The organism is Pseudomonas sp. UBT (assembly GCF_050915955.1).
Lineage (GTDB): Bacteria > Pseudomonadota > Gammaproteobacteria > Pseudomonadales > Pseudomonadaceae > Aquipseudomonas > Aquipseudomonas antarctica_A.
This window is the reverse complement of the sequence record NZ_CP168080.1, coordinates 80,317-106,526: the sequence shown is the minus strand read 5'-3', so window position 1 is coordinate 106,526 and position 26,210 is coordinate 80,317. Positions and strand designations below refer to the sequence as shown.

Here is a 26,210-nt window from a genome sequence, read left to right as displayed (position 1 = left end):
CACTCTGGTACGCGCCTTGCTATGTGTAGGTCGATGTCAGAACTATCTTAGGACGGTAACACTATCAGTGACTGCCGCTTGTGGGATAGCAACTGGAATTACCGCGACAACTTCATGCCGCTTGACCCCAAAAAAAGCCAACACGGGTCGATATCGCCTCATAAGGGTGCGCTGAGGTTGGAGCTCCGACACAACAAGAGCAACTGGAGGTTTGAATGAAGGTATTGAAATCCACCCTGGCCATCGTAACCGCGGCCGCTGTACTGGGTGTCAGTGGTTTCGCCCAAGCCGGCGCCACCCTGGACGCCGTGCAGAAGAAAGGCTTTGTGCAATGTGGCGTGAGTGACGGCCTGCCGGGTTTCTCGGTACCGGATGCCAGCGGCAAGATCCTCGGGATCGATGCTGACGTTTGCCGCGCTGTGGCTGCCGCCGTTTTCGGTGACGCAACCAAGGTCAAATTCAGCCAGTTGAACGCCAAGGAGCGTTTCACCGCGCTTCAGTCCGGCGAAGTCGACATCCTGTCGCGCAACACCACCATGACCAGCTCCCGCGATGCAGGCATGGGCCTCAAGTTTCCGGGCTTCATCACCTACTACGACGGTGTTGGCTTCCTGGTTAACAACAAGCTGGGCGTGAAAAGTGCCAAGGAACTGGACGGTGCAACCATCTGCATCCAGGCCGGTACCACCACCGAGCTGAACGTTTCCGACTACTTCCGCGCCAACAACCTCAAGTACACCCCGATCACCTTCGACACCTCCGATGAAAGCGCCAAGTCGCTGGAATCCGGTCGTTGCGACGTGCTGACTTCCGACAAGTCGCAACTCTACGCACAGCGCAGCAAGTTGGCCTCGCCGAAAGACTACGTGGTGCTGCCGGAAACCATTTCCAAAGAGCCGCTGGGCCCGGTCGTACGTAATGGCGACGACGAGTGGCTGGCCATCGTGCGCTGGGTTGGCTACGCCATGCTCAACGCTGAAGAAGCCGGTATCACGTCGAAGAACGTTGAAGCTGAAGCCAAGTCCACCAAGAACCCGGACGTTGCACGCCTGCTGGGTGCTGACGGCGAATACGGCAAAGACTTGAAAGTGAAAAAAGATTGGGTCGTGCAGATCGTCAAGCAGGTCGGTAACTACGGTGAAGTGTTCGAGAAAAACCTCGGCAAGAGCACACCACTGGAAATCGACCGCGGCATGAACGCACTGTGGAACAACGGTGGCATTCAATACGCACCCCCTGTGCGCTGATAGCTGATGGTTCTGTCACCCGGTGGGCCAACCACCGGGTGATGTTCTGTTCCATTCTTTCCGGGGCACTTCATGCAAAATCAAATCGGCGCACCAAAGCAGAAGCTCAGCTTCAGCGATCCCAAAGTGCGTGCGTGGCTCTTTCAGATCATCACGATTGTGGCGGTGGTCTCGCTGGGCTGGTACCTCTTCAACAATACGCAGACCAACCTTCAACACCGTGGCATTACCTCGGGTTTCGACTTTCTTGAGCGCAGTGCCGGCTTCGGCATCGCGCAGCATTTGATCGACTACACCGAATCGGACAGCTATGCCCGAGTCTTTGTGATCGGCCTGCTCAACACCTTGCTGGTGACCGTGATCGGTGTGGTCCTGGCGACCCTGCTCGGCTTCATCATCGGCGTGGCGCGCTTGTCGCCCAACTGGATGATCAACAAACTGGCGACGGTGTACGTGGAAGTGTTCCGCAACATCCCGCCGCTGCTGCAGATCCTGTTCTGGTATTTCGCGGTGTTCCTGACCATGCCGGGGCCGCGCAACAGCCATAACTTCGCGGACACCTTCTTTGTCAGCAGCCGTGGTCTGAACATGCCGGCAGCGATTGCCGCCGACGGGTTCTGGCCGTTTGTGATCAGCGTTGTCGTCGCGATCGTGGCAATCGTGCTGATGGCCCGCTGGGCCAACAAGCGCTTTGAAGCGACCGGCGTACCCTTCCATAAATTCTGGGCGGGCCTGGCGCTGTTGATTGTGATCCCGGCGTTGTGCGCCCTGATCTTCGGCGCGCCGTTGCACTGGGAAATGCCCAAGTTGCAGGGCTTCAACTTCGTTGGCGGCTGGGTATTGATCCCCGAACTGCTGGCGTTGACCCTGGCACTTACCGTCTACACGGCAGCGTTTATTGCCGAGATCGTGCGTTCGGGCATCAAGTCCGTCAGCCACGGCCAGACCGAAGCCGCGCGCTCCCTGGGCCTGCGCCCCGGGCCGACGCTGCGCAAGGTCATCATCCCGCAAGCCCTGCGGGTGATCATTCCGCCGCTGACCAGCCAATACCTGAACCTGGCGAAAAACTCGTCACTGGCCGCCGGTATCGGTTACCCGGAAATGGTTTCGCTGTTTGCCGGCACGGTGCTCAACCAGACCGGCCAGGCCATCGAAGTCATTGCCATCACCATGAGCGTGTACCTGGCGATCAGCATCAGCATTTCCCTGCTGATGAACTGGTACAACAAGCGCATTGCGCTGATCGAGCGGTGAGGAAACGCACATGAGTTCGCATACGTTCAAACCTGATATGCCGCCGCCGAGCAAAGTCTTCGGACCGATGGCCTGGATGCGCGCCAACCTGTTTTCCAGCTGGCTCAACACCCTGCTGACGCTGTTGGCGTTCTACCTGATTTACCTGATTGTGCCGCCCATCCTGCACTGGGCCATCCTGGACGCAAACTGGGTGGGTACTACGCGCGCTGACTGCACCAAGGAGGGCGCCTGCTGGGTGTTTATCCAACAGCGCTTCGGGCAGTTCATGTACGGCTACTATCCCGGCGACCTGCGCTGGCGCGTAGACCTGACCGTGTGGCTGGCCATCGTTGGCGTGGCGCCGTTGTTCATCTCGCGTTTTCAACGCAAGGCGATCTACGGCCTGAGCTTCCTGGTGTTGTACCCGATCATTGCCTACTTCCTGTTGCACGGCGGGATCTTCGGCCTGACCAACGTGGCGACCAGCCAATGGGGCGGCTTGATGCTGACCCTGGTGATTGCCACGGTCGGCATCGCCGGCGCCTTGCCGCTGGGCATTGTGCTGGCGCTGGGGCGACGTTCGAACATGCCGGCGATTCGTGTGGTCTGCGTGACCTTCATCGAATTCTGGCGCGGCGTGCCGTTGATCACGGTGCTGTTCATGTCCTCGGTGATGCTGCCGTTGTTCCTGCCTGAAGGCATGGGCATCGACAAGCTGTTGCGGGCACTGATCGGCGTGATCCTGTTCCAGTCGGCCTACGTGGCTGAAGTGGTGCGCGGTGGCTTGCAGGCGATTCCCAAGGGGCAGTACGAAGCGGCCGCGGCGATGGGCCTGGGTTACTGGCGCAGCATGGGCCTGGTGATTCTGCCGCAAGCCCTGAAGCTGGTGATCCCGGGCATCGTCAACACGTTTATTGCGTTGTTCAAAGACACCAGCCTTGTGATCATCATTGGCCTGTTCGACCTGCTCAACAGCGTCAAGCAAGCCGCCGCCGACCCTAAATGGTTGGGCATGGCCACTGAAGGCTACGTGTTCGCCGCCCTGGTGTTCTGGATTTTCTGTTTTGGTATGTCGCGCTATTCCATTCATTTGGAACACAAGCTCGACACAGGCCACAAGCGTTAGGAGTTGTTGTTATGAGCGAAGCGATCAAACAGCCTGTGAGCCCTGAAGGCATTATCCAGATGCAGGGCGTCAACAAGTGGTACGGCCAGTTCCATGTGTTGAAAGACATCAACCTCAACGTCAAGCAGGGCGAGCGTATCGTGCTGTGCGGCCCGTCGGGTTCGGGCAAGTCCACCACCATCCGCTGCCTCAACCGTCTGGAAGAGCACCAGCAGGGCCGCATCGTGGTCGACGGCGTGGAACTGACCAACGACCTCAAGCAGATCGAAGCGATCCGCCGTGAAGTGGGCATGGTGTTCCAGCACTTCAACCTGTTCCCGCACCTGACCATCCTGCAGAACTGCACGCTGGCGCCGATGTGGGTACGCAAGATGCCCAAGCGCAAGGCCGAAGAAATTGCCATGCACTACCTGGAGCGCGTGCGCATTCCGGAGCAGGCCCACAAGTTTCCGGGGCAACTGTCCGGCGGCCAGCAACAGCGTGTGGCGATTGCCCGTGCGCTGTGCATGAAGCCGAAAATCATGTTGTTCGACGAGCCGACTTCGGCCCTCGACCCGGAAATGGTGAAGGAAGTACTCGACACCATGATCGGCCTGGCCGAAGACGGCATGACCATGTTGTGCGTGACCCACGAAATGGGCTTCGCCCGCACCGTGGCCAACCGCGTGATCTTCATGGACAAGGGCGAAATCGTCGAACAGGCGGCGCCGAATGACTTCTTCGACAACCCGCAGAATGATCGGACCAAGTTGTTCTTGAGCCAGATTTTGCATTGATCGATGTTTGAAACGATAAACCCGGCCTGGTGCCGGGTTTATTTTTGCCTGTCTAGGAGGCTTTGAGAGCGTCTTGTGTTTCGTTATTGATGGTGCAGGTGAACGCGTTGCGCAGGTCTGCGCCTTCGGACAAGGCCTTGGCGTCAGCGAGTAGATGAGGATAGCGATCCAGCAGGCGCATCAGCACCATCAGCGACTTGGGTGGCGTTATCTCGCCCCGCTCGTAGCGTGAAAATGCGTTGTGCCCGCCACCGGACAGCAGTTCCACGGTTTCTTTTTGCGTCATGTGCAGCTTGCGACGTATACGCTTCAATTCGGCGCCGATCATCCGTCGAGCGGCGTGGAGCAAGTCATCACCGGCTTTAGCATGGCGCTCGGAGCAATCGGGGTCATACATTCCGTCCTTGCACAGTTGGCATTCCCAGCCCGAAAGATCATCAATGTGCCGCTCCATACCTTTGACACGCAGGGTTTCACTGCGGCCCTCGAAACGCACCATGGCGTCGGGTGCCCCGCAGATGAAGCAATGTTGGGTTTTCATGGGTTCATCCCTTTGAAGGAGATTACCGGTGGGTTACTGCCTGAGCAGTAAGTGACCTTGATGTAAATCTCCAGACCGTGTGAATGGATGTGGTAGACGTCTTGCCAGACCCGATGATCGGCGTAGGTGGTCATCGACTTGTACAACATCCTGTTTTGTAATTCGAAAACTACCGCTTGCATCTCGCTGATATCGAGGTCGAGATTCTTTCCAGAATCCCTTGCGGCGCGCGTGAATGCCTGTGCTCCAAGCCGCCTCATATCTGCCTTGACCACCGCCAGATCGTAATGAGGTGTGTACTTTTCCATAAGACACCTGAGTCCAATAATTACCCTATAAGGGTAATTTTACCAGTCGAAAATACTGCTCCTTTACCTGCCCAAGAACCCTAGTGCGTTGCCTTTGTAGGCAACTCCGAATAGGCTGTGGGAAAATTCATCCTATGATTGGACGAAAGCGCAAAACCCATGACAGACATCGCTCCTTTGATCAAACGCTCGCTGGTTGACCAGGCCCTGGAGCAGTTGCGCCGGCGCATCACCGAAGGCAGATGGGCCATCGGCGAGCGCCTGCCCACCGAGCCCGAGTTGTCCGCCGAGCTGGGCATCAGCCGCAACACCGTGCGCGAAGCCATGCGCGTGTTGGCGTTTTCCGGCTTGATCGAAATCCGCCAGGGCGACGGCAGTTACTTGCGCTCGATGACCGACCCGCTGGGGGCGATGCGCGCGCTGTCCCACTGCACCCTGGAACAAGCGCAAGAGACCCGGCAGATTCTGGAAGTGGAGGCCATTGGGCTGGCAGCGCTGCGGCGTACCGAGGCAGACCTTCGCGCGTTGCGCGCAGCACTCAAGGCCAGCGCCGAGCTGTACCACGGTGACCTGGAGGCCTATATCAGCGCCGACCTGGTGTTCCACAAACACTTGGTCGATGCCGCCCACAACCCGTCCTTGAGCGAGCTGTACCAGTATTTTTCCGCCGTCGTCGGTGCCCAGTTGCGCCAGACCCTGAACATCTCACCGCGTCGCCAGGCCGTGTTCGACTTGCATATCGCCCTGCTCGACGCCGTGGAGCAACAAGACCCGGAACGCGCCAAATCCCTCTGCCGGCAGTTGATCAATGAACCTTGAAGCCAAACGCCCGACCGAACTCGAAGAACTGTTGATCGACGCCGAAGCAGACGACGAGGTGGTGCAGCACAATCACCCTATTGTCACGCGGCCGTGGCTGTTGCTGCTGGGCCTGATCCTGGTGGCGCTGAACCTGCGCCCGGCGCTGTCGAGCCTGTCGCCGCTGCTGGCCGAGGTTTCCCAAAGCCTCGGTTTGTCGGCCGCCAAGGCCGGTCTGCTGACCACCTTGCCGGTGCTGTGCCTGGGCCTGTTCGCACCGATGGCGCCGATCCTGGCGCGGCGCTTCGGTGCCGAGCGAGTGGTGCTGGGGATTCTGCTGACGTTGGCGGGCGGGATCATTCTGCGCAGTTCGTTCGGTGAAGTCGGCCTGTTCGCCGGCAGCCTGATTGCCGGTGCGAGCATCGGCATCATCGGCGTCTTGCTGCCGGGTATCGTCAAGCGCGACTTCGCCAAACAGGCGGGCACCATGACTGGCGTCTATACCATGGCGCTGTGCCTGGGGGCGGCGCTGGCTGCGGGCTCCACAGTGCCGTTGAGTCGCTACTTTGGTGACAGCTGGAACATCGGCCTGGGTTTCTGGATTCTGCCGGCATTGGTGGCGGCGCTGTTCTGGTTGCCACAGGTGGGGCACAAACACGGCGCCCATCAAGTCGCCTATCGCGTGAAAGGTTTGCTGCGCGACCCGCTGGCCTGGCAGGTGACCTTGTACATGGGCCTGCAATCGTCCCTGGCGTACATCGTGTTCGGTTGGTTGCCGTCGATCCTCATCGGGCGCGGCCTCACACCGACACAGGCGGGGCTGGTGCTGTCCGGTTCGGTCATCGTGCAACTGGCCAGCTCCCTCGCGGCGCCCTGGCTGGCTACGCGGGGCAAGGACCAGCGCCTGGCGATCGTGGTGGTGATGCTGCTGACCCTCGGCGGGTTATTCGGCTGCCTGTATGCGCCACTCGATGGCCTGTGGGGCTGGGCGATCCTGTTGGGCCTGGGGCAGGGCGGCACCTTCAGCCTGGCGCTGACCTTGATCGTGCTGCGCTCGCGTGATGCCCACGTGGCGGCCAACCTGTCGAGCATGGCCCAGGGCATTGGTTACACCCTGGCCTCCATGGGCCCGTTCGCGGTCGGCCTGGTGCATGACTGGACCGGCGGCTGGACCGCTGTGGGCTGGATCTTCGCGGTGATCGGCATTGGCGCGATCATCGCCGGGCTCGGCGCCGGGCGTGCGCGCTATGTGCAGGTCACCAGCGAAAAGGTCTAGGGCTACAAGTACTTCAGCGCTCAGGTCGGCTGGGCCTGCTCGCGCAATGCCCATGCCTGGGAGTAACGCCAATGCTTGCACGGGGCATCGCAGGGTTACAGGTATCGCAGCTCCACGGTTGCCGAGCCGTCGATGTTCACCTCATTGCTCAGGTCAAGGCCGTCGGCGCGGTTAATGGCGGTCTGCACTTGCAAGTCGACCACCAAGTCCTTGGCCGCTAGTGGCTGCAGATCACCGCCTGCCGTGGCGATTGAAATATACAGGCCAGGATCCATGAACCGTTCACGCCACCACGTGGTGCTCAGGTCATAGGTGCCAATCGTCTGCACTGGCACGCTGTCGGCGATCGGATTGGCCAGGACCAGAGAGTAGTCCCCCAACTTCTGATCACCGTTGATAAAGCCCAGGCCGTAGGAGCTGCTACTTGCACCGGCCGAACTCGCTCGGTTGTCGACCGTTTGCAGGGCAAACGTAATGGCCGTTTCACAGTTGACGGTCATGTTCAGCGTATCGTTACCGATGATCGTACGCGCGGTCAGGTTCAAGTCCTTGGAGGAAATCTTGCCGTGGTCGATCACCCCGCCATTAGACAAGGTTGGGGTGCAGGCACTTGGGGTGATGACGCCGCGTACGCTCAGGTCGGTGCTGGATGCCGCGACTGCTTGGCCGACGCCGGTGAGCAGCAGAACGGCGATCAGGGGGTTGATAGACTTGCTCATGGGAACTCCAGTTTTTAGGGAAAAGTGTTGTTGCAGGGCTATAGGTAGATCACTTCCAGCGTGGCGGAGCCGTCCATGAGTGTCTCCACACTCAGGTCCAGGTTCTGCTTGGCGTTGATCACCGCCTCCAGGGTCAGGGTGCTGGTCAGGTTCTGGATCGCCGAAGGCCCGGCGGTGCTGCCGACCACGTCGGTAAAGCCCAGCAAACTGTTGGAGCCGATATCGATGGGGTTGCTGTTGGACGTGCGCCATGCCAGGCCACCGGTGGTGGATTCGGTGCCGTAGGTCACCGCCAGGGCATCGGCCACGGTCTGCTTGGGATCGAACTTCACCGAATACACCCCGAGCTTGTTGCCCGCGCTGTCCAGCCCCAACCCGTAATAGATCTCGCTGTTGACGTGGGCGGTGCCGTCGCGGTTATCGCGCATGCGCAGGGCGTAGCGGCCGGGGGCGTTGCAACTGACCGTCAGTGTCAGCGACTTGAGTGGCAGGCGCGTGCCCGTGGCCTGGTTGAGGTCTTTTTGAGAGATCTTGCCGAAGTCGATCATCCCGCCACCGGACAGCACGGGGGTGCAGGCCATCGGGGTTACTTCTCCGCTCACGGTCAGTTCAACGGTGGCGGCGGCGTGTGCTGCAGATACGCAGGCCAGCCACGCACAGGCCGTAAGAGCGCTCAATAGCGTTTTCATGGTTCAGTTCCTAAAGGTACTTCACGGTCAGGGTCACGGACCCGTCGATGGGCACTTCTTCGGTCAGCAGCAGTGTGTTGGCCGGGGCGATGCTTGGCTCGATAGACACAACGGCAGTCAGCTGTTGTACCGGCGCCGGGGCATTGCCTGCCCTGATGGGCGTGAAGGCGGTAAGGAAGTGTGGCGACAGAATGCTTGTCGGCGACCAACTGGAGGAGTCTGTAGAGCCCAGGGGGTACATTTCGACGCCGTCGCCCACGATCGAATGGATGCCCAATCTCGTGGAGCCAAGCTTTTGGTTGCCGTTGATCAGACCCAGGCCGAATGTAGCTCCCAGATTGACGTCGTCGTAATTGGAGCCGAGGCGGTTATCCCTTGGCTCCAGGGCCAACAAGGTCGGCGCGTCGCAGTTGATTGCCAGTGGCAGGCCGTGAGCAGGCAACTGGGTGGGGGCATCGACGCTCAGGTCCCTGGCGGCAATTTTGCCCAGGTCATACACGCCACCATTGGACAGGCTGGGTGCACAGGCATTGGGGGTGATCAGGCCTGAAACGTTCAGGTCAACGCTGGAAGCTGCCTGGGCCGGCAAGCCTGTGACCAGGCAGGCAAAGGTGGCCAGAGAGATCAGAAAGGGTTTCATGGTGTGCTCCTATAAATAGTGAATTTCGAGAGTGCCCGAGCCATCCAGCAGCACCTGATTGCTCAAATCCAGCGAGCCCAGAGGCGCAATGACCGCTTCCAGGCTCAGCGTGGTGTTGAGCGTTTGAATGGCACTGGGGCCGCTGGTGCTGCCGGACGTAGCGCCAAAACCCAGGTAGCGATTGGCGCCGACGGCAGCGACGCCTGTACTGGCGCCACTCCATGGCAGTGCGCCGGTGGCGGAGTCGGTTTGAAAAACCTGGGTGAAACTGTCGGCAGTGGTGCGCGTCGGGTCGAACAACAACCGATAGCGGCCGATCTTCTGCTGGCGAGCGTCCAGGCCCAGCCCGTAAGTGCTTTCATCGGCGATACCGGTGGCCGAACCCTCGCGGTTGTCCTGCATGCGCACCGCAAAGGCGGTCGGCGCATCGCAGGTCACACTGAGCGACAAGGCGCGTGAGGCCAGGGCGGTTTCCTTGTCGAGATTCAGGTCGCTGACCGACAGCTTGCCCAGCGCCACATGGCCACCGTTGGACAGGGTGGGCGTACACGCCGCCGGCGCAAAGCGCGCTTGCAGGCGCAGTTCCCGCGAGCGGCCCGCAGCGAGGGCGTCGAACAGCCCGGCGGTGTCCCACGTCACGGCGTCGCGCACGCGCGCGGCGTCCTCGCGGGCCCAGGCGCTGGCGTCGATCTGCACCGACAAGTTGCGTCCGCTCACCGCGACGCCTCCGCGCATCGGCACGATGCCATGGTCCGGTTGCCAGGGCAGTTGGGCGCTGACGGTGGCGGGCGGCTGGCCCTGGCCCGCAATCAAACCAAGGTCCACCGCCTGGCCGTCCAGCACCGCTTCGCTGATGCGCAGGCCGTAGCTGCCGAGTTCGGTAAAACGAAAGCGCTCGAGCCCTGCGCCCAGCCCGCGATAAAACACGCTCATGTCGGTGGGCTGCGGGCAGTTCAGCGTCAGGCTGATACGCCGCTCCCCCAGCAAGCGTTCGGGCGCGGGGACCAACGCCACGGCGCGGTTCATCAGGCCAAAGTCCAACTGCGCCTGGCTCAGGTTGAGCTGGCATTCTTCGGCGCCCCACGCGCCGCTGCTCAGCAGCACAAAACCCAAGGGATACAACGTGTGTTTCAGGCCCATGGTGAAAGTCCTCATGGCTGGCGGCACCGGGCCGGTGCGGTTTCGAAATACACCTCTGGGTCAGCGTCTTTCGGCAGTTCAAAGTCCAGGTGGCAACGTGGCTGCCCCGGCGCCTTGATCCACAGGGGGCGTGGGTCGAGCACATCGGGCAGGAACACTTGGCTGCCTTCCTGCACCAGCGTAATGAACTCGCCGTCGGCGCTGCTCACGGTCGCCCCGCGTGGCAACGGTTGGCCGTTATCGGTGATCACGTTCAGCAGCGCACGACGGGTAAGGGCCACGCCGAAGTGCACCTTGTCGACCGCCCCGCGCCCGGCGGCGATCACCGCCAGGCCGTTGTGGATATCGGCGTTGCGCGGCAACGAACGCGTCTGCACCTCCACCGGGCTGCGACCGTAAGGGCTGACTTGCGGCACCACCGCCTGGCCTTGCCAGTCGGTCCATACCGGGCCGCTTGGGGTGGTGACTTTGATCCCGGCCATCTCGCCCACCGACATCACGGCAAACGTGTCGCGCACCGGATACGGCGAGAAGGTCACGCCGTCGCCATGTACCACCACCCCACCGCGAGCGCCCCCTTGATAACTGGTACGCTCGTCGTCGCTGCGGGTGTAGTTGAAATCCAGCTGGCTGTACCACGGCAGCGCCGACACGCCGAACGACGACTCCACTTCACGGTCACGGCTGTCGCGTTCCACGCCTACCCGGTAGCTCAGTTGGTCGTTGATTTGCTCACTCACGCCTGCACCGAGGCGATGTTCACCGCCGGTGTTACGTGCCCAGGCACGACCGCGTCGGCTTTCACCCAGCGGCACACTGATGTTCAGGTAAAGGCTGTCGTCATGTTGCTGGCGACCGCCCACTTGCCATTCGGCACTGGCTGATACCGAGACACGGCCAAAGCTGGTGCCCCAGGACGCCAGCGCGCGGCTGCTGCTTTCACCGTTATACGAGGCCGTGCGCGAGACGCCGGCGCTGAACGCACCCAACGCCGGATGTGTCCAGGATGCGGTCAGGCTTTGCTGGTCGCGGTAGCGCGTACGTTGTTGATCCTGGCTATTGCCGACGTAGGTTGAGTCCTCAAGGTCGCGGTAACCCTGGGAGCGCCACGACCCTGCGGTGCCAACCGACCAGCTGTCATTCAAACGCTGGGACCAGGACAGGTCGGTCTGCACCCCGCGCTCTGTGCCCTCGCGCTTGGGGCTGGCTTGTGCCGCCTGCGCCGAGAACTGCAATTGGCTGTCTTGCCAGGGCAACCACCCCAGGCTCGCACCCGCCGAGCGATAGGCATCCGCCACCAGCCCGCCGGCGCTGACGCTGAGTTGCGGGTGCAGCGGGCCGCTCCAACCCGCACTGATTACCCAGGGTTCGCGGCCGTCGCTGTCACCGATCTGGCGCACGCGCCCGGCGGCCACCGAATAGCCCGGCGCCGGCAAGCCCAGGCCGAGCATGGCAGCGGGCACGGTAAAGCGGCGCTCTTCGCCGGTGGTTTCCTTGACCGTGACTTCCACGTCGGAGCGGCTGTTCAAACGTCGTACATCGGTGAGGGCAAACGGCCCGGCCGGCACCACGGTGGAGTGGATCAACGCGCCGTTCTGACGGATCTCCACTTGGGCCGGGCTGTTGGCGATACCGGTGATGGTCGCGCCCTGGTTCTGGTCTTGCAGCGCGGTTTCGGTCAGCACTTGGGCGCCGGTGATCTGCGTACCGGCCAGTACCGGGTTGTAGAGGCTGATTTGCCCTGCCTGCAACACCGCCTGTTGCTCGGCAAACGTGCGCTGGGCGTAGGCGTCCAGGTGGGTGGTGCGCGAACTGCTGTCCTGCCAGGTCTTCACCTGCCGACTGCGCACGATCCAGTCGCCGGCGTTGAAGCCGACCTCGGTGTTGGCCGAACCGAAGCGACTGCTGTTATCGCCAAACTCGTTGTAGAGGCCGGTCAGGTCGTAATTGAGCAGGAAGGCGTTGCCGCCGGTCTGGTAGCCAGAGATGTCCTGCTGGGCGGGGCGCAGTGCATCGGTCGGCACCACCAGGGCCAGGCCCAGGCCTGCCGGGTCTTGCTCGATCACGGTTTGCGGGTAGCGTTCGATAAAACGCTGGCAGGTGGGCGCGCCATCGTCATCGGGCACGGTGAGGTTGCCCGCATCCAGCAGGGCACGGTTGAAGCAAAGGCCGCCCTGGCGGTCGAACTCCACATCCACTCGCCCACGGCGCTGGCCGTTGATACTCAGGTTGACGGCATGCCGTCCTGCTGCAAAACGCGGGGCTTGCAGCAACAGGTTGGCCAGCTCCGGGTCGATGCCGCGCCGGGACAGCGTCTGGGGGTCGAAGGAACCGGCGATCAGCATCTCATCCGCCAGCACCGCCTCGCACGGCAGTGCGCCACCCAGGGTCAGCGCCAGCCCCGTCAGTAGTTTGCGTGCGCGGTGGGGTGAAACGCCAGGCGCGGCGCTGCCGTCGCGATCAGTCATTGCTGTGCTCACAAGGTCGTACTCAAGTGTTGGTGGCTTTGGCAAGCCACTCTTTTTTATAGGGTGATCGGTGCTTCGTAAGGCGCCACGGCAAAGCCGTACACCGTGGCCGGTTGCATCTGCACGCGGTTGGCGTCGGTGCCCGTGCCGGTAACCGTCACGTTCAGGGTTTCACCCGGCAGCACATAGGTGCGCGGCAACAAGGCCGAACCGCTGCCGGGCAGCAGCCGCAGTTCCTGGGCCATGCGAACCACATAAGGGGTCGGGTTGTGCACGCTCAATTGGTGGCTGTTCAGGCGCCACTCCAATCCGGTCCAGGGTGTGCGGTTGGGCGCCAGGCCCTTGGGGTGCAGGATCACTGGCAGGTTCTGGCGCACCGTCACGCCCACCTGTGCGTGCCCGGCCTGGGCCGTCGAGCGGCCTTGGGGCATGCCTTCGAATATCGCCCGTTTCAAGCGTTGGGTGGTCAACGGCTCGGGCGATTGCAGGATGAAGCGGATGAGCTGGCTCTTGCCCGGTTCGACCCTGGCCAAAGGCGGGGTGACAAACAGCAGCGTCGCCGTGTCTTCGGGAATGTCTTCCAGCGTTACGTGCAGCAGGGCCAGCTTGTCGTCGGTGTTGGTCACGGTAACCGAGGCTTCGCCATCGGCCTCGTTGACGATGACCACCGAGGTGTCGGGCACCATGCCGTCGGCGAGTACCCACTCAGGGGCGCTGATCGCCAGCGCCAGCGCCAGCGCAGCGAAGTACAAACCTGCAAGGCGAGCGAAGGTGAAGGCTCGGGTGAAAAAGGGCAGGGCAGTCATGGTCACAAATACCTCAGGTCAAGCACGATGGAACCGTCCAGCGGCACTTCCTGATCGAGGGTCAAATAGGCGGCGGCATTGATGGACGTATTGATTTGCAGGGTGGCGTTCACCAGGCGATGGGGCTCCGGCACCAGCGTGCCTGGGCGGGCGAACCCCATATAGTTGTTCGGGAAGGCATTGGACTCGGGGAACCAGGTCTCGCCTTTGTTGCTGGAAGCCAGTACGAGTACGCGCTCGCCGTCACCCATGGCCTCGCGAAAGGCCAGGGCAATAGTGCCCAGCCGTTCGGTGGGCGCATGCATATTGGTGCCCAGGCCGTAATAAAACCCCGGCCCCAGGGAAGAGTCGGCGCGATTGTCCACGCCGACCAACACGAACAGCACGGCTTCGTTGCAGCTCACATTCAGGTCGAGTTCTTGAGTGGGCAGGACGCTGAACTCGTACTGGTTGAGGCTTCGCGCCGGCACCCTGCCGTGGTCGACGATACCGTCGGCCGACAAGGTCGTGTTGCAGGCACTGGGGGTAATCAGGCCGCTGACGTTCAGCTCGGTGCTGGACGATGCCAATACCAGCGAGCTGGCGCCGAGCAGGTAAAACAGGGCAAGAAGGCGTGAAGAGAAGTGCTTCATGGGGGAGGTTCACCGGTTGCCTGGTTCAGTGTTGAGTACACGACAAGGGCAGGCGTGAAGGCCTGCCGTTGTGCGATCTGGAGGCCGTTACAAGTAGCGCACGGTGATAGTCACCGAGCCGTCGATGGCGACTTCGTTGGTGAGGGTCAGGCCGCTAGAGGGGGCAATTCTCGACTGCACGACCAACTCTGCGGTGAGGTTCTGTACCGGGATGGGAGCCGAACTGCCGGTGAGCGCGACTGAGTTAATGACGTCGCGGCCCATGTTTTCCCAGCCGATCCAGTTGTTACCCTCGTCTTGGGAACCGATGACGTCGACCGATACACCGTCGGCCAGCGCCGACACCAGCCATAGCTCCATGGCTCCGAGCTTTTCGGTACCGTTGATCAGGCCCAGGCCGAAAAACATCTTGTCGTTCGTGTAGTCCGAACCTTCGCGGTTGTCCTTGGCCTCCAGGGCTATCTGAGTGGTGGCGTCACAGGTGACGACGAGTTGCACGGATTGGCGGGGCAGATAGAACGGCGTGTCGATGTTCAGGTCCTGGGCCGAAATCTTGCCGTAGTCCACGGCCCCGCCGTTGGACAGCGCCGGGGTGCAGGCACTTGGGGTAATCAGGCCCTTGACCGTCAGGTCGACACTGGATGCGGCCAATGCGTTGGCACTGCCGAGCAGCAACAGGGCGGTAATTGCGGATTTGAATGCGGTGTTCATGGTGTGGGTTCCTGAATAGGGAGACGAGAAAAAGGGCTTACCAATACTTGAGTTGCATCACGGCCAGGCCGTCGATGGGCACCTCGTCGAGCAAGGTCAGGCCGGAGGCGGGCGCGATCGTGGTGAACGCCCGCAGCCGTGCGCTCAGGGTTTGCAGGGCCATCGGTGCGTAGGGGCCGCTCGCGGGGGCGAACGAGCTCAAGGCGGTGTGGCCCAGGTACGAAGAGGGGTACCAGCTCGCGCCGCCGTCGCGCGACAAAATGGCCTGCACCGGCACGCTGTCGGCCACCGGGTCGAACAGCCCGAACGCCACATTGCCGAGTTTCTGGTCATCGTTGACCATGCCCAGCCCTTGGTGCGCGGGGTTGAGCGCTGCGCTGCCGGCGCGGCTGTCCACGGTGGTCAGGGTAAAAAATGTCGGCCCTTCGCACTGCACCTGCAGGCTCATTTCCGCGACTGGCAGGCTGGTGGGCGTGTCCGCGTTCAGGTCCCTGGCCGTCAGCTTGCCGTGGTCGACGATGCCGCCGTCGGACAAGGTCGGCGTGCAGGACGCGGGGGTGATGATCCCGCTGACGCTCAAGTCCGTATTACTGGCGGCCAATACCGGGCCGGCGCCGATAATCAGCAGTGTCGCGGCGAGAGTAGAGAGGGGTCGAACCATAGCTTCACATCCTGTGGGTTAGAGGGGGTTTACCCGTCGTTCAAGTACGCGCCGGCCTGTTGAGTCACGCCGTGGTGGCACCCGCTTAAGGTGTCGACGCAGGCAAGGCGGCTTTCATATGTTTCAGGACTGCTCGCGGGCGGCGAACCGTCCCTGGCAAGAGTGGGCAGTAATCTAGCGACGGGCTGGCGCCGGTGACATGCAACTATTACGACAATGGTGTCGGGGAGGGAAAAAGGACTGATTTATGTCAGATAAATGAACAGACAAATGTAGGTAAACAGTCAGTTTCGTAGTTGTTGTATCGCCAAGCACACATTTGAAGAGATAGGTTCTCTTTGCGATGGCGGTCATTTGTGCGTCAGAAGGGCGCTGCAAAAGTGCTCTGCCTTTGATTGTCGCGTCAGCGCTCCTCACCCCGTCCCATGCGATGTTCCTGGACCACGGGCGCTGCACCACCGACAACCACAACGAGGTGAGCGAGAGTGCTTTCGAGCGATGTCTCTTCGCAGCACGTTCCTTTGCATTTGTGCCCCCCGGATCACTGGAAACACATGGCGGTACTGGTGGCGGAAGATCACCCGGCCTATCGGGCGCTGTTGGGCTGGTTTCTGGAAAAGCTCGGGCTGGGCCACGAGGTGGTCGGGGATGGCTGTGAAGGTTTGGCCGCCATCACGCGCACACGCTTTGACCTGGTGATTACCGACTGCCATATGCCGCTCATGGACGGCTATGCCCTGGCCCGCGCGATACGCCTTCATGAGCAGGCGAACGGCCACCGACGGGTTCCGATCATCGCGCTTACCGCCAGCCTGCGGCTCGATGATCCCCGGCGTTGCCGCGATGCCGGAATGGACGCCTGGCTGCTCAAACCTCTGACATTTGCACACCTGTACGAGGTGCTTGGGTGTTGGCTGCCCGGGCCGCCTTGCAACATGTCGCCGCCCGAGTCCGGCAGCTCAAGGGGCTGGCCAACTCGAGCGGACATGATCCAGACCTTCGGCAGCGAACACGTGGTGAACCTGATGCTCGGCAGCCTGCTGCGCGAAGCTCGCAAGGACTGTGCGGCCCTGGCCCAAGCGCGCATTGCATCTGACACCCAGGTCGCGGCTGAGCGGCTGCACCGTCTGTTGGGAAGCCTGGCGTTTTTAGGCTGCGACGATCTGGAGGCGCGGGGGGGTGTGCTGATTGAGCGGGTCCGCACACAGGGCGTGGGGGCGAACCTGTCCAGGCTGGAGGCGTTTGAACATGACCTCAAACGTTACTTCGCTTATGTGAGCACGCTATGACGCTTCACTGGGTGGGCTGCGCTGTAGGAATTAATACCGTTGAACTGTAGTTTTTGGATGTGGGTAGTTTCCTTTTATTTTGTAAGTTTAAAGTCGTCCGCTATCTGGCATTGGGCGCGGCTGAAAAGTGCCTCCGCCGGGCGGTTGTTGATGAGCGCCGGTGGGGGTATTTTGCGCGAATTCAATTTGCCATCATCCGTGGGTAGCTATGCTTCGTGTAATTATTGCTGACGATCATCCCCTCGTGCGTATCGGGCAAAGGGTGGTGATTGAGGCGGGCGGTAAATGCAAAGTGGTCGGTGAGGCCGGCGGTCCCGATGAGCTGCTCAGCTTGTTGGCTGAGATCCCTTGCGACGTACTCGTGACTGACTTCGCCATGCCCGGCGGTCAGCAGCCCGACGGTTACTCGTTGCTGAGCCTGTTGCATCGCCAGTACCCGGAGTTGCCGGTGATTCTGGTGACGATGTTTGCCAATATCGCCACCTTGCGCGCTTCTTTTGCTCATGGCGCCCGAGCCATCGTGGCTAAAAAAGCCTCGGCCAAGGAGTTACCCCTCGCCATCAAGGCGGTGTGTGCGGGCCAGTCCTTTGCCAGTGAGTGCCTGCGCGAGCAACTGGTGGAAGCGGGTGCAGGCGATCAGTCGCAACAGCCGCAGTTGTCCGGTAAGGAGCGCGAGGTGGTGCGCATGCTGGCCAGCGGCATGACCGTCAGCCAGATCGCGGCACGGGTCAATCGCAGTATTTCCACAATCAGCAAGCAGAAAAGCACGGCCATGCAACGGCTGTGCATCTCGACGGATGTGGACTTGTTCGCGTATGCGCGTGCGGCGGGGATGGTGCCGTAGAAAGTTGCAGTTTTATGACGACTCATCACGTAAAAGCGCAGCGACCAGGATTCGTATTACTTGTATGTAGTTTGAACTAACAATTCTTTAACTTGTCACGGTCGCCCTGCCATGAGTGTGGTGGGGGGTATAACATTCCTGGTTTATTAGTTGAGTCGAACTTACAGGTTGGCGGCGTGCCTCTGTGCGTGTGTTTAACCTGCTAATAATCGACCGAAAGTGAGCATTGATATGCAACCCTCTCGTGTACTTATAACGGCTGCGCTTTTGTTGGCGGGTGTTTCCAATGTGATGGCCGCGTCCAGTGTGGACCTCGGTGTAGTGGGAGTGATAACGCCGTCGGCGTGTACGCCAACCTTGTCCAATAATGGGGTGGTGGACCATGGGAAAGTCTCGGTTCTGGACTTTCCCGAGTCGGGCAACAAGGCGTTGCCAAAGGTGACGCTGCAGTTGGTGGTGACCTGTGATGCGCCGATATTGATGGCCGTCAAACCTACGGATAACCGCGCCGGTACAGCACCTTATAGTTGGCCGGAATATTTTGGTTTGGGCCTGGCAAGCGGCGGTGAAAAGATCGGTTGGTACCAACTGGTAACATACAATGCTAGCGCTGACGACACACCGGGTGCCTTTATCGACTCCGATGATGGTAAGTACTGGTGGGAGGCCGATAATACGTATTGGGCGGCTGGCATGATGCGCACAGTCAAAGGCGCGGGCTGGGCTCCCTTGCCGTTGACCACCTTCAAGGCAGATCTGGAGGTGCAGACCACCCTCGTGGACAAGAACAATCTGCCAATTTCCGAGGAAATCCAGATAGACGGCAGCGCCACGCTGGACGTCGTCTACCTCTAACCCCGCCGGTATCCAATTAGTTGCGTCGAACTGACAGGCCGGCAGCGCGCTCCTGTGCGCCTGTTTAACCTGTAAATAATCGACCGAAAGTGAGCATGACTATGCAACCCTCTCGTGTATTTATAACTGCTGCGTTGTTATTGGCGGGTATTTCCAATGTGGTGGCCGCGTCCAGCGTGGACCTCGGTGTTGTCGGGGTGATAACACCGTCGGCGTGTACGCCAACCTTGTCCAATAACGGTGTGGTGGATCACGGCAAAATCTCCGTTCAGGACTTTCCAGATTCAGGTAACAAGCAACTGCCCACGGTCACGCTGCAGTTGGTGGTGACCTGCAATGCGCCGATGTTGATGGCTGTCAAGCCTACGGATAACCGTGCCGGCTCAGTGCATGTGAATCCTTATGGGGACTTTTTTGGTTTGGGCCAGGCGAGCGGTAATAAAAATATCGGTTGGTACCACCTGCTAGTGGCCAATGCTACCGCTGACGATACGCCTGCTGCCTTGATCGACTTCGTTCAAGGCCAGTGGATGGATGCAGAGAATACGTGGTGGGGGGTAGGTGTGATGCGTACGGTCAAAGGCGCGAGCTGGGCGCCGTTGCCGTTGACGACCTTCAAGGCAGATGTGTCTGTAGAGACAACCCTCTTGGACAAAAACACTCTGCCAATTAGCGAAGAAATCCAGATAGACGGCAGCGCCACGCTGGACGTCGTCTACCTCTAACCCCGCCGGCATCCAATTAGTTGCGTCGAACTGACAGGCCGGCAGCGCGCTTCTGCGCGTCTGTTTGGCCAGTTAATTATCGACCGAAAGTGAGCATGACTATGCAACCCTCTCGTGTACTTATAACGGCTGCTTTTTTGCTGGCAGGTATTTCCAATGTGATGGCCGCGTCCAGCGTGGACCTCGGTGTTGTCGGGGTGATAACGCCGTCGGCGTGTACGCCAACCTTGTCCAATAACGGTATGGTGGATCACGGCAAAATCTCGGCTCAGGACTTTCCTGATGCAGGTAACAAGCACCTGCCAAAGGTGACGCTGCAGTTGGTGGTTAGCTGTAATGCGGCGATGTTGATGGCTGTCAAACCGACGGATAACCGGGCGGGCTCTACCTTTTATGATTATCCGGAATATTTTGGTTTGGGCCTGGCGAGTGGCGGTGAAAAGATCGGTTGGTACATGCTGGTAACGCGCAATGCTATCGCTGACGATATAACGCGCTCCGTTATCGAATCCGATGATGGTGAGTCCTGGAGGTTTGCGGATAATACGTACTGGGGAGTGGGCCGGATGCGCACTGCCCAGGGCACGGGTTGGAACCCCATGCCGTTGACGACCCTCAAGGTCGATCTGGAGGTTTACACCACCCTCATGGACAAGAACACTCTGCCGATTACCGAAGAAATCCAGATAGACGGCAGCGCCACAATCGACGTCGTCTACCTCTAACCCCACCGGGCATCACTCATTCCCAAGGCGAATAGCCATGGCTTTCCACCGCCGCGCGGACTATCGTTCAGCACCCCTGACCACCGTGCGAAACCTGCCCATGAGTGATGCCCACAACGCCCTGATCACCGAGTTCTACAGTGCCTTCCAACGCCTGGACGCCGACGCCATGGCCGCCTGTTACACCGACGACGTGGTGTTCAGCGACCCGGCCTTCGGCGAGCTGCGTGGCCGTGATGCCGGGGACATGTGGCGCATGCTCACTACGCGGGCCAAGGACTTTTCCCTGACGTTCGACCATGTACGCAGTGACGAAACCACCGGCAGCGCGCATTGGGTGGCGACGTACCTGTTCAGCGCCACCGGCAATACGGTGGTCAACGATATCGGCGCACGCTTTGTATTCCGTGATGGCAAGATCTGCGAGCACCATGACCATTTCGATCTGTGGCGTTGGTCGCGCCAGGCGTTGGGCCTCAAGGGGCTGTTGCTGGGCTGGTCGCCTGCGCTGAAAAACGCCGTGCGTGCCCAGGCGCTTAAAGGCTTGAAGGCATTCCAGGCTGGTCGTTGATAAGATTGGCGCTCTTCTGGTTTGCCGAATAGACCCGTGACTGATCTTCCTGAACCCAAACCCTGGTTCGTCTACCTGGTGCGCGCCGCCAACGGCTCGCTGTATTGCGGCATCAGCAACGACCCGGTGCGCCGTTTTGCTTCTCATCAGAGCGGCAAGGGCGCGCGGTTCTTTTTGTCCAGCCCGGCGGTTGCGCTGGTGTACACCGAGCAATGTGCGAGCAAGGGCGAGGCGTTGCGCCAGGAACGGCTGATCAAAAAATTGAAGAAAAGCGCCAAGGAGTGCCTGGCGGCGAGCGGCTCATTGATTTGACTGATGGGTTCCCATCGCCCCCGCGCGTGTTTTTGCAGGCTAAGCTAGTGGCTCACTTATTGGGCGGAGCCTGGCATGTCTGAGTTGATCCTTCACCACTACCCGCAATCACCCTTCGCTGAAAAAGCCCGGCTGATGCTTGGGTTAAAGGGCTTGTCCTGGCACTCCGTACGCATCTCGCCAGTGATGCCAAAACCCGACTTGACGGCCCTGACCGGCGGCTATCGCAAGACGCCCGTGCTGCAAGTCGGCGCCGATATCTACTGTGACACTGCCTTGATCGCCCGCCGCCTGGAACAGGAAAAAGCCGCCCCGGCGCTGTTTCCCCAAGGCCTGGAACTGGTCACCCAAGGGTTTGCCGCCTGGGCGGACTCCGTGGTGTTTTCCCATGCCGTGGCGCTGGTGTTCCAGCCGGAATCCCTGGCCGTGAAATTTGCCAACGTGCCCGCGCAAATGCTCCAGGTGCTGGTGGCCGACCGCAGCAAGTTGTTCAGCGGCGGCACCGCAGCCCGCTTGCAGTTGGACCAGGCCAGGCATCAATGGCCGGCGATCATCAGCCGCATCGATCAGCAATTGCAGCACCAGGCTGGGGATTTCCTGTTCGGTGAACCGTCGATTGCCGACTTTGCCCTGGCCCATCCGCTGTGGTTCCTCAAAGGCTCTTCGGTGACGGCGCCGTTGGTGGATGCGTATCCGACCGTTGCCGCCTGGCTGGACCGGGTGCTGGGCTTTGGCCATGGCACCGCCAGTGAGATGACTGCCGAACACGCGCTGGAAGTGGCGCGCAACGCCACGCCTGCCGTCTTGCCTGACGAACGGTTCGAGGACTTGAACGGCTTCAAGCCCGGGCAACAGGTGACTATTTCGGCCACCGACTACGGCACCGATCCGGTGGCCGGAGAGCTGCTGTTTGCCGGGCGTGAAGAGCTGATCCTGCGTCGTACCGACGAGCGCGCGGGCACCGTGCACGTGCATTTCCCGCGCCTGGGTTTTCGCATCCAAGCGCAATAAGTAAAAATATTTGCAAACAAAGGTGAGGTAAATCCACCGCTCAACCGTGTAGTGCTTGAAACTGCGATTAATTCGCATTAACAGCGTTTTCTACACGGGTTCTCACAGCATGAAGTCGACGGCGGGCGGTTGGGTAAAACAGTGGCTGGGAGCCTCGGTATTGACGGTGTCGGGGCTGGCGTTGCTGCCCCTGGCCGTGGCGCAGGCGCAGGAACAGCAAAGCGCCCAATTCAACTTTGCGCTGGCAGCCAAACCGCTGCCCCAGGCCCTGAGCGAGTTCAGCCGGGTGACCGGCATCAGCGTGATCTACACCGACGAAGCGCCCTACGGCCTCAGCGCCCCGGCGGTCAGCGGGCAGATGAGCGCGACCCAGGCCCTGCAACGCCTGCTCGGTCATTCAGGCTTTACCTTCCGCCAGATCGACGCCCGCACGCTGGTCCTCGAGCCCGCGCCCACTGACGGCGCGGTTAACCTCGGCGCCACCACCATCAGCGGCGCCAGCCCGGCCCAGGACAGCACCAGCTACCAGCCACCGCCCACCAGCTCAGTGATGCGTTCCCATGGCCTGCTGTTGGAAACCCCGCAAACCGTCAACGTGGTGCCTGCCCAAGTGCTGCGCGACCAGACCCCGCGCAACCTCGATGACGCCCTCGCCAATATCAGCGGCATCACCCAGGCCAACACCTTGGCCAGCACCCAGGACGCGGTGATGCTGCGCGGTTTCGGCGACAACCGTAACGGCTCAATCATGCAGGACGGCATGCCGGTGGTGCAGGGCCGTGCGTTGAACGCCACCGCCGAGCGTGTTGAAGTGCTCAAGGGCCCGTCATCGCTGCTGTACGGCATCCAGGACCCGGGCGGCGTGGTGAATATCGTCAGCAAAAAGCCCGAGTTGGTGCAATCCACCTCCCTGACCGCGCGTGGCTCGACGTTCGGCAACGGCAAAAACGGCAGCGGCGGCAGCCTCGACACCACCGGGCCCATCGGTGACAGCGGCCTGGCCTATCGCTTGATCGTCGACCATGAAGACGAAGATTACTGGCGCAATTTCGGTACCCACCGCGAGACGTTGGTGGCGCCGTCCCTGGCCTGGTACGGCGACACAACGAAGGTGGTCTTCGCCTATGAACACCGCGAATTCCTCTCGCCGTTCGACCGTGGCACCGCCATCGACCCCAAGACCAACCATCCGCTGAACATCCCCACGACGCGTCGCCTGGACGAGCCGTTCAACAATATGGAAGGCCGCTCCGACCTGTACCGCCTGGAAGTCGACCACGATTTGAACGACGACTGGAAAGCGCACTTCGGCTACAGCTGGAACCGCGAAACCTACGACGCCAGCCAAGTGCGCATTGTGTCGGTTAACCCTAACGGCACGCTGACCCGCAGCATGGACGGCACGCGGGGCGCGTTGACCACCGATCGTTTCGCCACGATGAGCCTGGAAGGCAAGGTGAACGTCGGTGGCATGCAGCATGATCTGGTGTTCGGCCTGGACGATGAGTACCGCAAGATCTATCGCGCCGACCTGATTCGCCAGGCGCAACGCAGCGCATTCAGCTACCTCAATCCGGTCTACGGCAAAGATGTGGAAGGCACCACCGTCAGCGCCAAGGACAGCGCCCAGACTGACCTGCTGCGCAGCGACTCGCTGTTCTTCCAGGACGCTATTCACCTGACCGACCAATGGATTCTGGTGGGCGGTGTGCGCTATCAGATGTACGACCAGTACGCCGGCAAGGGCGTGCCGTTTACGGCCAATACCAACGGCAATGGCCAGGCCTGGGTGCCGCGTGCCGGCCTGGTGTACCGCTACACGGATGAGTTGTCGTTCTACGGCAGCTACACCGAGTCGTTCAAGCCCAACTCCACCATCGCCGCCTTGGCCGATGGCAGCACCTTGACCGGCGACCTCACGCCTGAGGAGTCCAAGTCCTGGGAGCTGGGGGCCAAGCTCGACATCCCCGGGCGTATTACCGCCAGCGCAGCGTTGTTCAATATCGACAAACGCAACGTGCTGGTGTCGGTGGGTTCCGGCGCGAACACGGTCTACAGCATTGCCGGCCAAGTGCGTTCGCGTGGCCTGGAGTTGGACGCCAGCGGCCAGTTGACCGACCAGTGGAGCATGATCGGCAGCTATGCCTACACCGACGCCTTGGACACCAAGGACAAAGACCCGACCCTTGAGGGCAACCGCCTGCAAAACGTGGCCAAGCACACAGGCTCACTCTCGGCGGTCTACGACTTCGGCAATATTTTCGGTGGCGATCAACTGCGGGTGGGCGCAGGTGCGCGTTATGTCGGTGAGCGCGCTGGCGATGCCGCCAACGATTTCAACCTGCCTGGCTACACCGTCGCGGATGCGTTTGCCACCTACGACACCAAAATCGAAGGGCAGAAGGTCAAGTTCCAGCTCAATGTGAAGAACCTGTTCGACCGCACGTACTACGCGTCGGCCGCGAGCCGGGTGTTTGTCTCGCTTGGCGATGCGCGGCAGGTGTCGGTGTCCAGTACCCTCCAGTTTTAATCGGTCAAGCGGGCTTTATGGCGCGAGCGGGGCGTTTGTGGCAAGCCCGCTCGCCACAAAGTTAAGGAGCTGGTAGCGTTGCCGCCACTGAAGACTTTGCGGGAAAACGGTACTGATGCAGTTGGGCAGATGGATACACACCAGCGCGATGCTGGTCGGCTTGAGTTTTTTGCTGGGCGGCTGTGCGAGTGTCTCGCCGACGTCCACCCCGGCGACCCTGAATCAACTGCTGGCCGACCCGGCGCTGCACGGCGCCACGGTGTCGCTGCTGGTGCGTGACGCCCGCAGCGGCACCACGCTCTACGAGCACAACCCACGCACACGGCTGGTGCCGGCCTCCAACCTCAAGCTGTTGACCACCGCTGCGGCCATGGACGTGCTGGGGCCGCAATACCGCTTCGCGACGCAACTGCTGAGCAATGGCATCCGCCAGGGCGACCGCCTGACCGGCAACTTGTACCTGCGTGGCCTGGGCGACCCGACCATTCAGTTCGCCGACTACCAGGCTCTTGCGGCGCAATTGGCCAGCCAGGGCGTGCGCCAGGTGCAGGGCGACCTGGTGTTCGACGACACCTGGTTTGACGCCGAGCGGCTGGGTGTCGATTGGTCCCATGATGACGAAACCACCTACTACGGCGCGCAGATTTCGGCGCTGACCGTGTCACCTAACGCGGATTTTGATGCGGGCAGCGTACTGGTCACGGCCAAAGCGCCGGCGCGCGTGGGCCAGCCGGTGAATGTCGATATCTTCCCGCCGACCGACTACCTGCAATTGAGCAACCGCGCCGTCAGCGGGCCAGGCAATACCTATGGCATCAACCGCCGCCATGGCACCAATCTGCTGCAGCTCAGTGGCGCCGTAGCACCGGGGCGGCAAAGCGAACAATTGGTCAGTGTGTGGGAGCCGACGCAACTGGTGGCCAATCTGTTTGAACAGGCGTTGGCGCAGCAGGGCATTACGGTGCTGGGGCGTCGAGTGATGGGCGGCGCCAGCCCGGCCACGGCGACGGTGTTGGCCGAGCACCAGTCGGCGCCGTTGCAGGAACTGATCACGCCGCTGCTCAAACTCTCGAACAACAACATGTCCGAAGCCCTGCTCAAGGCCATGGGCCGCAAGACCGCCAATAGCGGCACGGCGGCGGCGGGTGTGGTGGCGGTGGCCGGGTTTCTCAAGCGCCAGGGGCTGGACACGGCAACGCTGAGCCAGGTCGACGGTTCCGGCCTGTCACGGCGTAACCTGGTGTCGTCGCAAAACCTCACCGACCTGCTGCTGGCTGCGAGCAAACAGCCGTGGTTCAACGCCTGGTACAACGCGCTGCCGATTGCCGGCAACACCGACCGCATGACCGGCGGCAGCCTGAGTTATCGCTTGCGCGGCACAACGGCTGAAAACAACCTGCACGCCAAGACCGGCTCCATGGGCGGCGTGTCGTCATTGAGCGGTTACATCACCGATGCTCACGGGCGCCAGTTGGTGTTCTCGATGCTGACCAATAACTACGTGGTGGCCGGCGCGCAGGTGAAGGGCCTGGAGAACCGCGTGGCGCTGGCCCTGTCACGTTGGGACGATTGAT

Annotated in this window: 27 protein-coding genes; 16 read left to right on the top strand and 11 right to left on the bottom strand. The window is 61.1% G+C overall.

All coding sequences use genetic code 11. The features are described 5' to 3' along the window. Positions 1-215 precede the first annotated feature (215 nt). From ACDZ94_RS23600 to ACDZ94_RS23585, 4 genes are all read left to right on the top strand, one after another. On the top strand, positions 216-1,247 hold the full coding sequence (locus tag ACDZ94_RS23600) for an amino acid ABC transporter substrate-binding protein (RefSeq protein WP_064450807.1): 1,032 nt from the start codon (positions 216-218) through the stop codon (positions 1,245-1,247). Positions 1,248-1,319: 72 nt separating this feature from the next. Further along, positions 1,320-2,501 (top strand): amino acid ABC transporter permease, encoded by a 1,182-nt coding sequence (locus ACDZ94_RS23595; RefSeq protein WP_064450808.1) that lies wholly within the window; start codon positions 1,320-1,322, stop codon positions 2,499-2,501. Positions 2,502-2,511: 10 nt separating this feature from the next. Further along, positions 2,512-3,609, top strand: coding sequence for an amino acid ABC transporter permease (locus tag ACDZ94_RS23590; protein ID WP_064450809.1), 1,098 nt, complete (start codon positions 2,512-2,514; stop codon positions 3,607-3,609). An 11-nt stretch (positions 3,610-3,620) separates the two neighbouring features. Beyond that, positions 3,621-4,385 (top strand): amino acid ABC transporter ATP-binding protein, encoded by a 765-nt coding sequence (locus ACDZ94_RS23585; protein WP_003171943.1) that lies wholly within the window; start codon positions 3,621-3,623, stop codon positions 4,383-4,385. A 52-nt stretch (positions 4,386-4,437) separates the two neighbouring features. Here the strand turns inward: ACDZ94_RS23585 and ACDZ94_RS23580 are convergent, their stop codons facing one another. Both ACDZ94_RS23580 and ACDZ94_RS23575 read right to left on the bottom strand, forming a co-directional pair. Further along, entirely contained in the window at positions 4,438-4,926 is a 489-nt protein-coding gene (locus tag ACDZ94_RS23580) for a type II toxin-antitoxin system MqsA family antitoxin (protein WP_064450810.1), read from the bottom strand. Then, the gene (locus tag ACDZ94_RS23575) at positions 4,923-5,234 is read right to left on the bottom strand and encodes a type II toxin-antitoxin system MqsR family toxin (RefSeq protein WP_432751597.1); all 312 of its coding nucleotides are present in this window, start codon (positions 5,232-5,234) and stop codon (positions 4,923-4,925) included. Before ACDZ94_RS23575 ends, ACDZ94_RS23580 begins: the two co-directional genes overlap by 4 nt. A gap of 159 nt (positions 5,235-5,393) precedes the next feature. On the opposite strand from ACDZ94_RS23575, the gene ACDZ94_RS23570 reads away from it, so the two are divergent. Continuing rightward, positions 5,394-6,053, top strand: a complete 660-nt coding sequence (locus ACDZ94_RS23570) for a FadR/GntR family transcriptional regulator (protein ID WP_128592081.1) — start codon at positions 5,394-5,396, stop codon at positions 6,051-6,053. Next, complete coding sequence (locus ACDZ94_RS23565) at positions 6,043-7,308, top strand: CynX/NimT family MFS transporter (protein ID WP_407017815.1); 1,266 nt, start codon at positions 6,043-6,045, stop codon at positions 7,306-7,308. The genes ACDZ94_RS23570 and ACDZ94_RS23565 overlap by 11 nt, the downstream gene beginning before the upstream one ends. Positions 7,309-7,403: 95 nt before the next feature. On the opposite strand, the gene ACDZ94_RS23560 is transcribed toward ACDZ94_RS23565, so the two are convergent. The 9 genes from ACDZ94_RS23560 to ACDZ94_RS23520 all read right to left on the bottom strand — a co-directional run bounded on the left by ACDZ94_RS23560 (position 7,404) and on the right by ACDZ94_RS23520 (position 15,774). Then, positions 7,404-8,027, bottom strand: coding sequence for a DUF1120 domain-containing protein (locus tag ACDZ94_RS23560; protein WP_432751596.1), 624 nt, complete (start codon positions 8,025-8,027; stop codon positions 7,404-7,406). A gap of 38 nt (positions 8,028-8,065) precedes the next feature. Next, positions 8,066-8,716 (bottom strand): DUF1120 domain-containing protein, encoded by a 651-nt coding sequence (locus ACDZ94_RS23555; RefSeq protein ID WP_432751595.1) that lies wholly within the window; start codon positions 8,714-8,716, stop codon positions 8,066-8,068. Positions 8,717-8,726: 10 nt separating this feature from the next. Then, entirely contained in the window at positions 8,727-9,356 is a 630-nt protein-coding gene (locus tag ACDZ94_RS23550; RefSeq protein WP_221293993.1) for a DUF1120 domain-containing protein, read from the bottom strand. A 9-nt stretch (positions 9,357-9,365) separates the two neighbouring features. Continuing rightward, a complete protein-coding gene (locus ACDZ94_RS23545; RefSeq protein ID WP_432751594.1) occupies positions 9,366-10,496 on the bottom strand; it encodes a DUF1120 domain-containing protein in 1,131 nt (376 codons plus the stop codon). Positions 10,497-10,507: 11 nt separating this feature from the next. Further along, the gene (locus ACDZ94_RS23540; protein ID WP_432751593.1) at positions 10,508-12,964 is read right to left on the bottom strand and encodes a fimbria/pilus outer membrane usher protein; all 2,457 of its coding nucleotides are present in this window, start codon (positions 12,962-12,964) and stop codon (positions 10,508-10,510) included. A gap of 56 nt (positions 12,965-13,020) precedes the next feature. Continuing rightward, the gene (locus ACDZ94_RS23535; RefSeq protein ID WP_432751592.1) at positions 13,021-13,770 is read right to left on the bottom strand and encodes a fimbria/pilus chaperone family protein; all 750 of its coding nucleotides are present in this window, start codon (positions 13,768-13,770) and stop codon (positions 13,021-13,023) included. A 2-nt stretch (positions 13,771-13,772) separates the two neighbouring features. Next, positions 13,773-14,402: a DUF1120 domain-containing protein gene (locus ACDZ94_RS23530; protein WP_221293997.1), complete on the bottom strand. Its 630-nt coding sequence runs from the start codon at positions 14,400-14,402 to the stop codon at positions 13,773-13,775. Positions 14,403-14,489: 87 nt separating this feature from the next. Beyond that, positions 14,490-15,113, bottom strand: coding sequence for a DUF1120 domain-containing protein (locus ACDZ94_RS23525; protein ID WP_407017810.1), 624 nt, complete (start codon positions 15,111-15,113; stop codon positions 14,490-14,492). 37 nt (positions 15,114-15,150) lie between these two features. Then, on the bottom strand, positions 15,151-15,774 hold the full coding sequence (locus ACDZ94_RS23520) for a DUF1120 domain-containing protein (protein WP_407017809.1): 624 nt from the start codon (positions 15,772-15,774) through the stop codon (positions 15,151-15,153). Between the two features lie 554 nt (positions 15,775-16,328). On the opposite strand from ACDZ94_RS23520, the gene ACDZ94_RS23515 reads away from it, so the two are divergent. The 10 genes from ACDZ94_RS23515 (at position 16,329) to dacB (ending at position 26,209) form a co-directional block, all read left to right on the top strand. Then, positions 16,329-17,063, top strand: a complete 735-nt coding sequence (locus ACDZ94_RS23515; protein WP_082895827.1) for a response regulator — start codon at positions 16,329-16,331, stop codon at positions 17,061-17,063. A 208-nt stretch (positions 17,064-17,271) separates the two neighbouring features. Next, the gene (locus ACDZ94_RS23510; protein ID WP_064450822.1) at positions 17,272-17,907 is read left to right on the top strand and encodes a response regulator transcription factor; all 636 of its coding nucleotides are present in this window, start codon (positions 17,272-17,274) and stop codon (positions 17,905-17,907) included. Positions 17,908-18,138: 231 nt separating this feature from the next. Beyond that, positions 18,139-18,762 (top strand): DUF1120 domain-containing protein, encoded by a 624-nt coding sequence (locus ACDZ94_RS23505; RefSeq protein ID WP_432751591.1) that lies wholly within the window; start codon positions 18,139-18,141, stop codon positions 18,760-18,762. 95 nt (positions 18,763-18,857) lie between these two features. Further along, on the top strand, positions 18,858-19,487 hold the full coding sequence (locus ACDZ94_RS23500) for a DUF1120 domain-containing protein (RefSeq protein ID WP_262667075.1): 630 nt from the start codon (positions 18,858-18,860) through the stop codon (positions 19,485-19,487). 95 nt (positions 19,488-19,582) lie between these two features. Then, positions 19,583-20,212, top strand: coding sequence for a DUF1120 domain-containing protein (locus ACDZ94_RS23495; RefSeq protein WP_432751590.1), 630 nt, complete (start codon positions 19,583-19,585; stop codon positions 20,210-20,212). A 100-nt stretch (positions 20,213-20,312) separates the two neighbouring features. Continuing rightward, positions 20,313-20,783 (top strand): nuclear transport factor 2 family protein, encoded by a 471-nt coding sequence (locus ACDZ94_RS23490; RefSeq protein WP_064454859.1) that lies wholly within the window; start codon positions 20,313-20,315, stop codon positions 20,781-20,783. 36 nt (positions 20,784-20,819) lie between these two features. Beyond that, positions 20,820-21,095 (top strand): GIY-YIG nuclease family protein, encoded by a 276-nt coding sequence (locus ACDZ94_RS23485; RefSeq protein WP_025855645.1) that lies wholly within the window; start codon positions 20,820-20,822, stop codon positions 21,093-21,095. A 75-nt stretch (positions 21,096-21,170) separates the two neighbouring features. After that, positions 21,171-22,106, top strand: a complete 936-nt coding sequence (locus ACDZ94_RS23480; protein ID WP_432751589.1) for a glutathione S-transferase family protein — start codon at positions 21,171-21,173, stop codon at positions 22,104-22,106. 109 nt (positions 22,107-22,215) lie between these two features. After that, on the top strand, positions 22,216-24,636 hold the full coding sequence (locus ACDZ94_RS23475; protein WP_432751588.1) for a TonB-dependent siderophore receptor: 2,421 nt from the start codon (positions 22,216-22,218) through the stop codon (positions 24,634-24,636). 115 nt (positions 24,637-24,751) lie between these two features. Next, the gene (gene dacB / locus ACDZ94_RS23470; RefSeq protein ID WP_432751587.1) at positions 24,752-26,209 is read left to right on the top strand and encodes a D-alanyl-D-alanine carboxypeptidase/D-alanyl-D-alanine endopeptidase; all 1,458 of its coding nucleotides are present in this window, start codon (positions 24,752-24,754) and stop codon (positions 26,207-26,209) included. Position 26,210: the final 1 nt, after the last annotated feature.

Excerpts from the sequence above, each read along its gene's own strand:
- ACDZ94_RS23600 (WP_064450807.1), top strand. The coding sequence starts at position 216 with ATGAAGGTATTGAAATCCACCCTGGCCATCGTAACCGCGGCCGCTGTA.
- ACDZ94_RS23575 (WP_432751597.1), bottom strand. The coding sequence starts at position 5,234 with ATGGAAAAGTACACACCTCATTACGATCTGGCGGTGGTCAAGGCAGAT.
- ACDZ94_RS23550 (WP_221293993.1), bottom strand. The coding sequence starts at position 9,356 with ATGAAACCCTTTCTGATCTCTCTGGCCACCTTTGCCTGCCTGGTCACA.
- ACDZ94_RS23530 (WP_221293997.1), bottom strand. The coding sequence starts at position 14,402 with ATGAAGCACTTCTCTTCACGCCTTCTTGCCCTGTTTTACCTGCTCGGC.
- ACDZ94_RS23520 (WP_407017809.1), bottom strand. The coding sequence starts at position 15,774 with ATGGTTCGACCCCTCTCTACTCTCGCCGCGACACTGCTGATTATCGGC.
- ACDZ94_RS23505 (WP_432751591.1), top strand. The coding sequence starts at position 18,139 with ATGCAACCCTCTCGTGTACTTATAACGGCTGCGCTTTTGTTGGCGGGT.
- ACDZ94_RS23480 (WP_432751589.1), top strand. The coding sequence starts at position 21,171 with ATGTCTGAGTTGATCCTTCACCACTACCCGCAATCACCCTTCGCTGAA.
- ACDZ94_RS23545 (WP_432751594.1), bottom strand. The coding sequence starts at position 10,496 with ATGGGCCTGAAACACACGTTGTATCCCTTGGGTTTTGTGCTGCTGAGC.
- ACDZ94_RS23490 (WP_064454859.1), top strand. The coding sequence starts at position 20,313 with ATGAGTGATGCCCACAACGCCCTGATCACCGAGTTCTACAGTGCCTTC.
- ACDZ94_RS23515 (WP_082895827.1), top strand. The coding sequence starts at position 16,329 with ATGGCGGTACTGGTGGCGGAAGATCACCCGGCCTATCGGGCGCTGTTG.
- ACDZ94_RS23570 (WP_128592081.1), top strand. The coding sequence starts at position 5,394 with ATGACAGACATCGCTCCTTTGATCAAACGCTCGCTGGTTGACCAGGCC.
- ACDZ94_RS23560 (WP_432751596.1), bottom strand. The coding sequence starts at position 8,027 with ATGAGCAAGTCTATCAACCCCCTGATCGCCGTTCTGCTGCTCACCGGC.
- ACDZ94_RS23500 (WP_262667075.1), top strand. The coding sequence starts at position 18,858 with ATGACTATGCAACCCTCTCGTGTATTTATAACTGCTGCGTTGTTATTG.
- ACDZ94_RS23580 (WP_064450810.1), bottom strand. The coding sequence starts at position 4,926 with ATGAAAACCCAACATTGCTTCATCTGCGGGGCACCCGACGCCATGGTG.
- ACDZ94_RS23595 (WP_064450808.1), top strand. The coding sequence starts at position 1,320 with ATGCAAAATCAAATCGGCGCACCAAAGCAGAAGCTCAGCTTCAGCGAT.
- ACDZ94_RS23565 (WP_407017815.1), top strand. The coding sequence starts at position 6,043 with ATGAACCTTGAAGCCAAACGCCCGACCGAACTCGAAGAACTGTTGATC.
- ACDZ94_RS23585 (WP_003171943.1), top strand. The coding sequence starts at position 3,621 with ATGAGCGAAGCGATCAAACAGCCTGTGAGCCCTGAAGGCATTATCCAG.
- ACDZ94_RS23590 (WP_064450809.1), top strand. The coding sequence starts at position 2,512 with ATGAGTTCGCATACGTTCAAACCTGATATGCCGCCGCCGAGCAAAGTC.
- ACDZ94_RS23510 (WP_064450822.1), top strand. The coding sequence starts at position 17,272 with ATGCTTCGTGTAATTATTGCTGACGATCATCCCCTCGTGCGTATCGGG.
- ACDZ94_RS23540 (WP_432751593.1), bottom strand. The coding sequence starts at position 12,964 with ATGACTGATCGCGACGGCAGCGCCGCGCCTGGCGTTTCACCCCACCGC.
- ACDZ94_RS23495 (WP_432751590.1), top strand. The coding sequence starts at position 19,583 with ATGACTATGCAACCCTCTCGTGTACTTATAACGGCTGCTTTTTTGCTG.
- ACDZ94_RS23475 (WP_432751588.1), top strand. The coding sequence starts at position 22,216 with ATGAAGTCGACGGCGGGCGGTTGGGTAAAACAGTGGCTGGGAGCCTCG.
- ACDZ94_RS23535 (WP_432751592.1), bottom strand. The coding sequence starts at position 13,770 with ATGACTGCCCTGCCCTTTTTCACCCGAGCCTTCACCTTCGCTCGCCTT.
- dacB (WP_432751587.1), top strand. The coding sequence starts at position 24,752 with ATGCAGTTGGGCAGATGGATACACACCAGCGCGATGCTGGTCGGCTTG.
- ACDZ94_RS23525 (WP_407017810.1), bottom strand. The coding sequence starts at position 15,113 with ATGAACACCGCATTCAAATCCGCAATTACCGCCCTGTTGCTGCTCGGC.
- ACDZ94_RS23555 (WP_432751595.1), bottom strand. The coding sequence starts at position 8,716 with ATGAAAACGCTATTGAGCGCTCTTACGGCCTGTGCGTGGCTGGCCTGC.